This is a genomic window from uncultured Martelella sp. (genome assembly GCF_963677965.2).
Taxonomy (GTDB): Bacteria; Pseudomonadota; Alphaproteobacteria; order Rhizobiales; family Rhizobiaceae; genus Martelella; species Martelella mangrovi.
The window spans coordinates 23,886-34,826 of the sequence record NZ_OY782683.2 but is presented as its reverse complement, the minus strand read 5'-3'; the positions used below and the strand labels follow the sequence as shown (position 1 = coordinate 34,826).

The 10,941-nt window shown below is 60.6% G+C and carries 10 protein-coding genes; 5 read left to right on the top strand and 5 right to left on the bottom strand.

Features of this window, described 5'->3' with window-relative positions:
* Genes ACHZCU_RS21245 through allE form a run of 3 tightly spaced genes read left to right on the top strand, consistent with a single transcriptional unit; the run spans window position 1 to window position 2,817 of the window.
* A complete protein-coding gene (locus ACHZCU_RS21245; protein WP_319520608.1) occupies window positions 1–939 on the top strand; it encodes a polysaccharide deacetylase family protein in 939 nt (312 codons plus the stop codon).
* A 2-nt stretch (window positions 940–941) separates the two neighbouring features.
* On the top strand, window positions 942–2,060 hold the full coding sequence (locus ACHZCU_RS21240; protein ID WP_319520607.1) for a M20 family metallopeptidase: 1,119 nt from the start codon (window positions 942–944) through the stop codon (window positions 2,058–2,060).
* Between the two features lie 10 nt (window positions 2,061–2,070).
* Entirely contained in the window at window positions 2,071–2,817 is a 747-nt protein-coding gene (gene allE, locus ACHZCU_RS21235; protein WP_319520606.1) for a (S)-ureidoglycine aminohydrolase, read from the top strand.
* Between the two features lie 7 nt (window positions 2,818–2,824).
* On the opposite strand, the gene ACHZCU_RS21230 is transcribed toward allE, so the two are convergent.
* Complete coding sequence (locus ACHZCU_RS21230) at window positions 2,825–3,745, bottom strand: LysR family transcriptional regulator (protein WP_319520605.1); 921 nt, start codon at window positions 3,743–3,745, stop codon at window positions 2,825–2,827.
* A 76-nt stretch (window positions 3,746–3,821) separates the two neighbouring features.
* Here ACHZCU_RS21230 and ACHZCU_RS21225 point away from each other — a divergent pair, with 76 nt between their 5' ends.
* The gene (locus ACHZCU_RS21225) at window positions 3,822–5,198 is read left to right on the top strand and encodes an FAD-binding oxidoreductase (protein WP_319520604.1); all 1,377 of its coding nucleotides are present in this window, start codon (window positions 3,822–3,824) and stop codon (window positions 5,196–5,198) included.
* Window positions 5,199–5,337: 139 nt separating this feature from the next.
* On the opposite strand, the gene ACHZCU_RS21220 is transcribed toward ACHZCU_RS21225, so the two are convergent.
* Window positions 5,338–6,600: a TolC family protein gene (locus tag ACHZCU_RS21220; protein WP_319520603.1), complete on the bottom strand. Its 1,263-nt coding sequence runs from the start codon at window positions 6,598–6,600 to the stop codon at window positions 5,338–5,340.
* Here ACHZCU_RS21220 and ACHZCU_RS21215 point away from each other — a divergent pair.
* Entirely contained in the window at window positions 6,599–6,958 is a 360-nt protein-coding gene (locus ACHZCU_RS21215) for a hypothetical protein (protein WP_319520602.1), read from the top strand. The two genes, ACHZCU_RS21220 and ACHZCU_RS21215, sit on opposite strands and share 2 nt — an antisense overlap.
* Window positions 6,959–7,031: 73 nt before the next feature.
* Here the strand turns inward: ACHZCU_RS21215 and bamE are convergent, their stop codons facing one another.
* From bamE to ACHZCU_RS21200, 3 genes are all read right to left on the bottom strand, one after another.
* The gene (bamE, locus tag ACHZCU_RS21210; protein ID WP_319520601.1) at window positions 7,032–7,442 is read right to left on the bottom strand and encodes an outer membrane protein assembly factor BamE; all 411 of its coding nucleotides are present in this window, start codon (window positions 7,440–7,442) and stop codon (window positions 7,032–7,034) included.
* A gap of 69 nt (window positions 7,443–7,511) precedes the next feature.
* The gene (locus ACHZCU_RS21205; protein ID WP_319520600.1) at window positions 7,512–8,693 is read right to left on the bottom strand and encodes an HlyD family type I secretion periplasmic adaptor subunit; all 1,182 of its coding nucleotides are present in this window, start codon (window positions 8,691–8,693) and stop codon (window positions 7,512–7,514) included.
* Complete coding sequence (locus tag ACHZCU_RS21200; protein WP_319520599.1) at window positions 8,690–10,882, bottom strand: type I secretion system permease/ATPase; 2,193 nt, start codon at window positions 10,880–10,882, stop codon at window positions 8,690–8,692. The genes ACHZCU_RS21205 and ACHZCU_RS21200 overlap by 4 nt, the downstream gene beginning before the upstream one ends.
* Window positions 10,883–10,941: the final 59 nt, after the last annotated feature.

Below are 10,941 nucleotides of genomic sequence, written 5' to 3'. Positions count from 1 at the left end.
ATGCCGTGGAAAGATAATTACACCACAAGCAATGAAGTCGCCGTCTCCGATCATGATGTCCGGTGGCCGGGCGATCGGCAGATGGCCATGCTCGTCACGGTCAACCTCAATCCTGCCGCAAAGCCTTCGGGCATCAGCGAAAAGGATCTCGCCTATCCGACCTGGCATTTCGGCATGAATGAAGGGCTGGATGCCTTTCTCGGTCTGTTTTCGGATCTGGGTATCAAAGCGACCTTTGCCGTGCCGGCCGTCATCGCCGACAGCTACGCAGCGCGCATGGAAACCATTCTCGAACACGGTCACGAGATCGCAGCACAGGGGCTCTACGGTGAAGACCCGGCGATCCTGTCGCCGGAGCAGGAAGCCGAACATATTCAATCGGCTACGGACATCATGACGCGGATTACCGGGCGCAGGCCCGAAGGATGGTATGCGCTTTCCCGCCCGGACGATCTGTTTGCCACGGGCAGCGTGACGGACAGGACCATCGGGCTTTTGAAAGCGGCCGGCTACCGCTATTTCGGCAACGGCCTTGCCGACGACGCGCCCTACTGGTGGGTCAGTGATTTTGACAGGGCCGAAGGCCTGTTGGCACTGCCCTATTATTATCACTTCGACGACACCTATTTCCTGATGTTCCCGCGGGAAGGCACCGGGCTTGAACGTCCCGAAGCGCTCAAACGCAACTGGCATGCGGAATTTCGCGCGCAATACCGGCGCGGCCGCTGCTTCAACATGTGCGTTTCGCCGGCCCGTTCGGGCTGGAGCCACCGTTTCGACAATATGGCCGAATTCCTGACCAACGCCATGTCGCATCCCGGCGTCTGGGCCGCCACAGGTGCCGAAGTGGCAGCCCACTGGCGCAAACACTATCCCGAAGGGCCGGAACTCGGACTTGAAGCACCGATCTGGCAGGATTACGCGGACAGCCTGAGTTGACCATGCAGACCACCAACAGTGAAGACATCCTCAGCGGCCTGATGCGCTGGGTCGAAATCGATACCCCGACGGGCGCGTGCGACACGATCGGCCGTCTTGTCGACCTGATCGAAGAGGAACTGCGCCCGCTCGGACCGGAAATCGAGCGCATTGCCGGCCGGGACGGTATGGGCGATCATCTGATTGCCCGCTTTTCCGGCGGCCCCGGTCCCGGCGTTCTTGTCACCAGCCACATCGATACGGTCTGCGCTCCGGGCTCGGTCGGCATCCGCCGTGAGGGTGAGCGCCAGTACGGCCCCGGTATTGCCGACATGAAGGGCGGCGGCTATCTGGCCCTTTGCGCCATGCGCCGCCTGCTTTCCGAAGGCACGCCCCTGCCCGGCCCGGTGACGCTGATCTACAACAGCGATGAAGAGATCGGCTCGCCGACCTCCCACCGGCTGATCGCCGACGAGGCACGCCGTCATGGCTGCGCGCTCATCCCCGAGCCTGCCCGTGGCGATGAGGTCATCACCTTCCGCAAGGGGCGCGGCAAGTACACGCTCGATTTCAACGGCGTCGAATCCCATGCGGGCTCGGCCTTTTCCGACGGCCATTCGGCAATTTCCGAGCTCGCCCGGGCTGTCACCCGCCTTGATCGGCTGACAGATATCGAGGCCGGCACAACGGTCAATGTCGGCCGCATACGCGGTGGAACGGAACCGAATGTCGTGGCCGGGCACGCGGCCTGCGATATAGACATCCGTTTTTCAGATGATGCTGATGCGCGCGCCATCGAGGCCGCCATCCGGGCGATGAAACCCGAAGATGAAGCTGTCAGGATCGCCGTATCGGGCGAAATTGAAAAACCCGCCCTTGCCCGCACACCGCAAACCGTGGCCATGATGGAAGCGGCGCGCGCCATCAACGCTGAACTGGGCGCACCGCTGAGTGAAACCCGCTCAGGCGGCGGCAGCGACGGCAATTTTACCGCCGCCGCCGGGATACCGACCCTTGATGGTCTCGGTGCGATCGGCAATGACTGGCATTCTCCCGGCGAACATATTCTCGTCGAGCCGCTGGCGCGCCGCCAGCATCTGCTTGAAGGCCTGATCATGAAATTCTCGCAAGAGCGACCTTAAGGATAACGGTATGCCAGACACTTTTCTTTCGCAATTCGGCCAGACACGCTCCGATATCAAGGCGCGCCACGCCCTGCTGACGCCGGAAAGCCATGAATGGATCACCCAGCCCGGCTGGTCGGATACCGCCTTTGCGTTTCTGATCTCGCCCGATCTCGGCGCGAAATTCGCCATGGCGCTGGTGTCATGCGATCAGGCGGTCACGGCGCCGTCGGCCGCACCGGGGATTGCCCGTTTCGTGTTCTGCACCAAGGGCGCGCTCAACCTTTCGACAGGCGACAGGCTGGGCGTCGAGGGGTTTGCCTTTGTGCCGCCGGACAGCGACATCACCCTGTCGGCCGAGGCCGGCACCCGCTTTGTCCTGTTTGAATGGCGGTTCCTGCCGCGCGGCGATATTCCAGACGCCGTCAGTGGGTCCGTAGCCGATCTCAAGGGCAGTGCGCTTCGCGGTGACGAGCGTCTGACCGTACAGAAAATGCTGCCCACCGATGCGGCCTTTGACTTCGAGTTCAACATCATGTCGTTCGAGCCCGGCGCTTCGCTGGCCTATGTGGAAACCCATTTCATGGAGCACGGTCTGCTGATGCTGGATGGCGGCGGCGTCTACCGTCTCGACACCGACTGGTACCCGGTCACGGCCGGTGACGCCATCTGGATGGGCCCGCATGTGCCGCAATGGTTTGGCGCGCTGGGCCGGAGGCCCTCACGCTATCTCATCTGCAAGAACTACAATCGCTCGCCGCTTGCGCCCCGTTGAGGGGCAGCTAGCCGCCATATTGTGCAAACAGCGCCTTGATGCCGGCGGAAAAGGCCGCCGAGGAAATGCTGGGCGTGCGCCCGGCAATACGGCAGCAAGAAAGCGCCTTGCGGTCGATGGCGGCATCGGTGATTTCGATGAAGGCAATCTGTTCGGTGCGCCGTTGCAGGAAACGACCGATGACCATGCTGACCCCCATGCCGTTTTCCACCATCTGCCGCAGCAGGGTGAAGGAATTCGTGGTCATGATCGGCCGCACATCCACACCGGAGCGGATAAAGGCGTCATGAAGCATCTGGTGCAGGGTCAGCGAGGGATCGGGGAAGATGAATTTTTCGCCCGTGATTTCCTCCAGCTTGACCCGCTGGCGTTTCGCCAGGGGATGATTGCGCGGGGTGATCAGATATGTGCGCCGTTTCAGCGTGGCGAGAATCTCGAACTCGCCGGTCATGGGAATATTGTAGCCAAGTCCGATCTCGATATCGCCGTCGCGCAGCCGCGCCAGCATATCCGGAGTGTTCTCCACCATGATCGTGTATTTCAGATTGGGGTAGTTGCGATGCAGATTATTGAGAATGCCCGGAAGCAGATCGGTCGCAAGGGCCTCGTTCACGCCAAGCCGCAAATGGCCGCGCTGAATACCATGCAGTTCCTGCAGTTCTTCGCGCGCCACCACAAGTTCGTTGATCACAGAATTGCAGCGATGCAGAAGAATTTCGCCGGCTTCCGTCAGTTCAAGCCCCGCCCGGCCCCGGCCGCGAATAAACAGCTCGACGCCCAGCGTTTCTTCCAGGTTCTTGATCTGCTTGCTCACCGCAGACGGCGCAATGTTGACCTTGTCTGCGGCAGCGCGAAACGAGCCCTCACGCGCCACCTCAACAAAATACCGAAGACTGGGAAGCCGGGAAAGAACGGCGCTGCTGGCCATGATCATCCTTGGAAAAACAGGCTGCTGCAGGGTACGCAGCGCAATTGCTGGAGGTAAGACGTTGCAACAGCGGGACATGAAAAGCAATCTGATTGCAAGACTTTCAAGCATCCTGACACCCAGCGAACTGCTGCTTTCTGCCGAGGAACGGCAGCGCTTTGCCAGCGATCAGTCCGGGCTTGACGGCGCATTGCCGCTGGCAGTGCTGCGCCCGGCGACGGTCGCGGCATTGTCGGAAGCGGTGAAGGTCTGCGCGGCCGCCGGCGTGGCGATGGTCCCCCAGGGCGGACGCACCGGCCTTTCCGGCGGGGCCTGCGCCACCGGCAATTGTGTCATCGTTTCGACAATGCTGATGAGCGGCATTGCCGAGATTGATACCGACGCGATGACCATGACCGTGTGGGCCGGAACGCCGCTGCAGGTCGTGCAGGAGGCCGCACTCGAGCACGGGCTGGAATACCCGGTGGATATCGGTGCGCGCGGATCGGCCACCATCGGCGGAACCATTGCCACCAATGCCGGGGGTATCCGCGTCCTGCGCCATGGCATGACCCGGCAGCATGTGCTCGGTCTGGAGGTCGTCCTGCCGGACGGGCAGATCGTTGCGCGTCTGGGAAAGCTGGTGAAGGACAATGCCGGGCTCGACCTGAAGCACCTGTTTATCGGCTCGGAAGGTATTTTCGGCGTGATAACGCGCGCCGTCCTTCAGCTTCGCCCGGCAACGCCCGCCTGCACCGCAGCCCTGCTGGCCGTGCGTGATCACGACGCCGCACTCGCCTGCCTTTCGGCCGCCCGCCGGACCTTTGCCGGCAGGCTGACGGCTTTTGAAGGCATGTGGCCCGACTACTGGGATTTCGTCTGCCACAAGACCGAACTTGCAGCCTCACCGCTTGCCGCGGACCACGGCTTTTACATCCTTGCGGAGTTTGCGCTGGAGGGCGATGACAGTGCGCATTTCGAAAACTGGCTCGGCCAGCTTCTGGAAGAAGGTATCGTCGAGGATGGCGTCATCGCCAAATCGCTGTCCGAAACGCAGGCGCTCTGGCGCGTGCGCGAGGCGATCGGCGATGTCGATGCCGATTTCGGCGCGCACATCAATTTCGACCTCGGCATCAGTCCATCGCAGCTCGGTCATTTCTGCGATGCGGGCGATCGACTGCTGGCCGGCATGGCCGGCGTTACCGGAACCCTGAAGGTCGGTCATATCGGTGATGGAAACGTCCATTTTCTCGTCGGTCATGAAGACGATGCCGACGTCAGCGACCGGATCGAACGCGCGCTCTACGCCCTCGTGCGGGACTATGGCGGCACGGTCACCGCCGAACACGGCGTCGGCCGCCTCAAACGCGACTGGCTTTCATGTTGCCGCTCCCCGGAAGAAATCGACCTAATGCGGCAGCTGAAATCGATGCTGGACCCGGGGCAGATCATGAACCCCGGCGCGTTGGTCTAAAAGGGCGTCCGCACTGCAAACGGAAAGCGGCTTTGGCGGGTTTCTCTCCGATCAATTTCAGATCGAACCCCGGTTCTTCCGGCGCATGTTCTCGGCCGGCCTGACGAAAGTGCCGGTGGGTACCTTTGTCAATAAACTGTCAGAGCGATGCCGCTTCTGTCGCAGTCTCGTCCTCTTCTTCTTCACCGACATCAATGCCGAAACTGTCAATCGGATAACCGTAAAGCGTCATGTTCGCAAGGCCGAGCGAAGACCGCAAGCTGCTGTTGACCAGATGGCATTCCAGCAAGGCGATATCGAGATCGCGCTGGCTGTTGCTGCGCGCAATCAGCGCGTCATAATAGTCTTCTTCCGTATCCAGAAGATCGGTCAGGCTGCGGGTTCCCAGATCGAAATACTGGCTTCGATAAAGCGTTCTGGTTTCATCGAGAAGCTTGATCTGGCGATCGGACGAGGCGATCAGCTCACGGGCATTGGTCATCGCCGTTCCGGCATCAAGCGAATCCAGCGAGGCGCTTCTGTGCACCTTGTCCAGGTTGGCGCGGGCTGCTGCAAGCGCCTCTTCGGCAGCCTTCTTTCCCGCTTCGATGGCCCCGCCGCGAAACAGGGTCGGCACCACGTTGAAATTGACGCCGACACGGAAGCCCTCGTCATAAAGCGGCTGGCGGCCATAAACTTCCGCCGAAACGCCGGGCAGCCGCGCCTTGGACGCATCTTCATAATCGAGCTGAGCCTTGGCAATCTTCAGCCGGGCGAGCGCGATTTCCGGCAAGGTGTCGGAAATCGCCTCCGTCGGGACGCAGGCGCCTGGAACATCGGAAAGACTAACATCGATATTCACAGCAAACGGACCGGAATATTCCCGGAGCTGATTGGCCGCCCGGTCGCGTTCCGATTTCATCTCGAGAAGATCGTGTTTGGCCTTTTCCAGACTGTTCGAAGCCGCCAGCACATCCGGCTGCGTCGTCGCGCCGGCCGCCGCACGCTGACTGATGAGATCACTGAGTTCATTCAGCCGGGCAACGCGTTTTCCATCGATTTCGACGTTTCTGCGGTATCGGCTGAATTCGGCATAGGCCGTCAGGACGTTGCCCAGCACCGTATCGGCATTGCTCTGGAATTGCAGAAGGGCTTCCTGGGCCGTGATGTCGGCCCGGGCAACCTCGCGGTCGGTCTTGCCGAAGTCGAAAAGAAGCTGGTCGGCCGAAAGCACGAAGGCCGGATCGCCGGCATCGCCCACGCCGCCGGTGACGCCGCCGCCGATCATCGGCATATAACCGCCCTTGGCGACATCGATATTGCCCGTTTCCTCGCGAATGACGGCAGCCTGCTCGATCATTGCGGGGCTCTGGTAGAGCGCAATCTGCACAAGACCGTCGAGCGACTGCCCGGCGGCAGCCATGTCCACAGGCTCCTGCACTGCCGGCCGTTCCTTCCGGATCGAGCCGGTCCGGTCTTCAAAAGAAACTGAGGGGCGTCCGTTTCCACTTGTCGAGCAGCCAGTCAAGGCGATGACCAGCCCAAAAACAAGCAACAATAACGGTCGCCGTGCGGCGGCTGCCGCACAGTGCATTATCCGGTGTATCACTGCGCTTCCACGTCATGATGTCTTGAAGTACACACTCAAGACATATCTTCCAGGGCTGTTTGTTCCCGAGCGGATAACGCAAGCACAGATTGCTGCAGGAAATAACGAATCAGTGCTGACAGCATGCCATAAACAGGCTTTCAAGAAAATAGTTTTGCAATCAACAGATTGATTCCGTTCGCAAAGCGGAGGATGTAACCCCCGCCTCAAGACGTGCAGCGAACAATACACTTTCTACGTTAAGGTCAGCCGCGACCGGTCATCAGGTCCCGGCATTGCGGCCTGCGCCAGACCGTTTCGTCAACCTTCTGCGTTTTGTCGAACAGGACCTTGTACTGGCAGACAATCTCGCCGTCGCGCGCGGTTGTGAACTTGAGATTATAATCCCAGACAGGGGTGTTGCCCCTTTTTGCGGCCTGAACCGGCTGGCCAAGCAGTGATGCGACCTGCTCCTGCGCCGCGCCGATTTCCACCTGACGGACAAGCTCGACGGTTACCGGTTTGCCATCGCGCACAAAATTTGCGTCAAGCTCGGTCAGGGCCGGCGCAACGCTTTCGAACCTCATATTCGCCTTTTGCTCGTTCAGCCCCCCGGCAAAGGCAGGCCCCACGAAAATGGCGCCGGCCAGCACGGCGATGGATACTCTTTTCAGCATTTCGCTCTCCTTTTATGAGTCAGTCATGGTCGGAACATCCGGGCGAACAGGCCGGTTGCCCCGGGTTCATCAGCGTTCCCGCAAAGCCTCACGGCCACGGTTGAGCGGCTTGATCAGATAGTCCCAGATGGTCTTCTCACCCGTCTTGATATCGACGGACGCAACCATGCCGGGGCTGATGGGAAAACGTTTGCCGGCCTTGTTGACGAGTACGTCCGAGGCCGTGCGGATATAAACCCGGTAATAGAGGTTTTCCGGATTAATCTCGTCGCGGATCGTATCCGGCGAAATGTTTTCAACCGAACCTTCGAGCCCGCCATAAACCGAATAGTCATAGGCGGTGATCTTCACAAGCGCCGGCTGTCCGGGGTGGATGAAGGCAATATCGCGCGGCGAAACCCTTGCCTCGATCAGCAGCTGATCGTTCAGCGGAACGATGGTCATCACCGCGCCATTGGGCGAAATGACGCCGCCGATCGTTGTCACGGCGACGTCCTTGACGATGCCGTGCACCGGGGAGCGGATCGTCGTGTGGGCAATCGTATCCTCAAGCCCGTGAAGCGTGGACAGCAGCGACTGAACCTTTGCCTGGGCCTCCGCCAGCTTTTCCCCGCTTTCGACAATGTATTTGGACCGCATGTCGTCCATCTTCAGCTTGATGTCGGCCCGGTCGCGCTTCAGCCGGATCAGCTCGACCTTGCTGGCCGCGCCGGTTTCGACCAACGGCGTCATCAGCCGGAGCTGCTCGTCAATCAGCGCCATATCCGTTTTCATGTCGGCAAGCGACTCGTGGTAGCTGTCCTGACGGGCGACAAACAGCGCTCTTTCGGAAGCGGTCAGATCGGGAAAACCATCAAGCGCGGCCGGAAAATTGACGGTCTCCGCCCCTGTGACCTCTGCCTGCAGGCGGGCGGCCTGCGCCAGCGAGGCGCGGTAACGCGCAGCCGTTTCATCATATTCGGCCTGCGCGCGGGTGGGGTCGAGCCTGGCGATGATCTGACCCTTGTCGACAATCTCTCCGGCGCTGACATCGAGTTCCGAGAGAATGCCACCATCGAAAGATTGAACCGTCTGCTCGTGCGACAGCGGCACGACCGTTCCCGGGCCGGAAGACACTTCTTCAACCGAGAAGAAATAGGCCCAGACGAGAAAGGCCGTGATCATCAGCGCCAGTATCAGCACCACCTTGCCTGCACCGCTGGCGGAAATATCGTCGCCTTCAATCAGGTCTTCATACGTGCCTGCGGTCATTGGGCCGCCTCCTTGCGTCTTTTCGCGGCATGGGCCTCGCCCTTGCGCAGGCGCGCGAGAATTGCGTCCCGTGGGCCATCCATGATGATCCTGCCGTTGGAAACCACAATCAGCCGGTCCACCAGTGTGAGAACAGACGGTTTGTGGGTCGCGACAACCAGTGTCGTTCCCGCGTCCAGCCCGCCGAGCGCCGACAGAATTTTCTGTTCAGCCGTTTCATCAAGCGCTGCCGTCGGCTCATCGAGAAGAACGACGGACGGTGTGCGCAGAAGAAGCCGTGCGAGAATGATGGCCTGGCGCTGCCCGCCCGACAGGCCATGCCCGCCTTCCTGGATCATGCGATCCAGCCCTTCCGGCATCTTGCGGACGAATTCCCACGCACCGGTTCGTTCGAGAGCGGCAATCAGCTCCTCGTCGCGGGCATTGGGCGCGCCGAGGCAGAGGTTTTCGCGGATTGTGCCGTAAAAAAGCCGTGCATTCTGGCCGGCAAGGCCGATATCGCGGCGCAGGTCAGCGGGGTCGACATGCGTGATGTTTGCGCTGTCAATCAGGACAGTACCGGACCGTGCTTCCATCAGACCCGACAACCCCTGAAGCAGGGTCGACTTTCCGGCTCCGTTGCGGCCAATGACCCCCACTTTCGAGCCCGCCCGGATCTTCAGGTCGTCGACGGTCAGAACCGGTTCTTCCTCATAGGCAAAAACGGCCTTCTGCAGGTGAAATGCCCCTTCAATGGCCGATTTGTGGATTCGCTTGGCATTTTCGGGGTGATCGACAGGCAGCATCATGATCTTGTCGAGGCTTTCGCTCGCGATCCGCGCCTGCTGCCAGCGATTGAGAACCTGCGTGACACTTGCCAGCGGTGCCAGCATGCGCGTGGAAAGCATCGCCGCAGCAACAAGGGCACCGGTCGTCATGTCACCATACATCACCGCCGGCGCCCCGACGCCGACAACGGCGATATAGACCATGCCCTGCACGGTCTGCGTCCAGTTGCCGAGCGTGCCCACAAGGTCACGCAGCTTCATGCCGGAATCGGCGTTGACGGCATTGTAGTGGTTCCAGTGGTTCTGGAACCGGTCTTCGGCCTGCAGCAGCTTGATGTCGTCCAGGCCCTGCACCGCTTCCACCAGCATGGCGTTGCGGAGCGCGGATTCGCGCATGTTTGCCTTGGCAAGTTCGCGCAGCTTTCTCTGCGCCAGAATGCCGGGCGCAATCAGGAGCAGGACTGCAACGGCCGGAACCCAGACAAGATTTCCCGCCACCCACCAGAAGATCACGCAAAACAGCAGGAAGAAGGGCAGATCCGCAATCGCCGACACCGCCGAAGCGGTCATCATTTCACGCACATGCTCCAGCTCGCGCAGCTGGGCAATGAATGTGCCGGTGGCGCGCGGCCGGGCAATATTCTTGACCCTGAGCGCGTGTCCGAAGACCTTGTCGGATATGCGCAGGTCGGCGCGCTTGCCGAGCACATCGGTGATCTTCATGCGCATCTGACGCATGATGAAGGCGAACAGAACCGCCAGAAAAGCACCGCCTGCGAGAACGAAAAGCGTGGGATAGGACTGGGCCGGCACAACCCGGTCGTAAACCTGCATGGAGAAGATGACGCTGGCAAGCGCCAGGATATTGGCCACCAGCGAGGCCAGCATGATGAAGAAGTAGGGCCGGAAATCGGCCAGAACGATCGATCGCAGCCAGTTTTTCCGGAACGGCTCGATATAATCATCGATCCGGCTGTCCGGCATATCGCCCGCCGGCCTGACCACCGCCACCAGTTCGACACGGTCCTTCAGATCGGCAATCGCGACATCGGAAGAAAGACCGCCATCGCCGGAAAAGGTCAGCGCGAACCTGTCTCCGTTGCGCCCGCTGGCAACAGCAACCTGCCCGTCCTTCAAAAACACAATGACGGGAAGGCGCATCGGTGTGATCTTGCGGATATCGCGGTCGATAAACCGGATCGCCAGTCCGGCCTGCCGCGCCAGCTTGCCAAAGACCCGCTTGCGGTCACCGCTCTGGTCCCAAGCATCCACCAGCCTGAGCTGTTCGGGCGAGCAGTCTATCCGGTAGTGTCCGGCAACGGTCAGCAAGGCTTCTATCCACCGGTCGGAAACAACCTCCGGCTCCCTCGAAAGACCGGCCGCATCGCCGACTGCGCGATTGTCTTTGATATGTATGTTCATCTTCTGGCCAGGTTCTTTGAAGGGGCTGTCCGGACCGGAAACACAGCAATGCGTCTCCC

Coding starts and splice junctions, on each gene's coding strand:
- bamE (WP_319520601.1), bottom strand. CDS start 7,442: ATGCTGAAAAGAGTATCCATCGCCGTGCTGGCCGGCGCCATTTTCGTG.
- ACHZCU_RS21240 (WP_319520607.1), top strand. CDS start 942: ATGCAGACCACCAACAGTGAAGACATCCTCAGCGGCCTGATGCGCTGG.
- ACHZCU_RS21215 (WP_319520602.1), top strand. CDS start 6,599: ATGTCCACAGGCTCCTGCACTGCCGGCCGTTCCTTCCGGATCGAGCCG.
- ACHZCU_RS21200 (WP_319520599.1), bottom strand. CDS start 10,882: ATGAACATACATATCAAAGACAATCGCGCAGTCGGCGATGCGGCCGGT.
- ACHZCU_RS21205 (WP_319520600.1), bottom strand. CDS start 8,693: ATGACCGCAGGCACGTATGAAGACCTGATTGAAGGCGACGATATTTCC.
- allE (WP_319520606.1), top strand. CDS start 2,071: ATGCCAGACACTTTTCTTTCGCAATTCGGCCAGACACGCTCCGATATC.
- ACHZCU_RS21245 (WP_319520608.1), top strand. CDS start 1: ATGCCGTGGAAAGATAATTACACCACAAGCAATGAAGTCGCCGTCTCC.
- ACHZCU_RS21220 (WP_319520603.1), bottom strand. CDS start 6,600: ATGGCTGCCGCCGGGCAGTCGCTCGACGGTCTTGTGCAGATTGCGCTC.
- ACHZCU_RS21225 (WP_319520604.1), top strand. CDS start 3,822: ATGAAAAGCAATCTGATTGCAAGACTTTCAAGCATCCTGACACCCAGC.
- ACHZCU_RS21230 (WP_319520605.1), bottom strand. CDS start 3,745: ATGGCCAGCAGCGCCGTTCTTTCCCGGCTTCCCAGTCTTCGGTATTTT.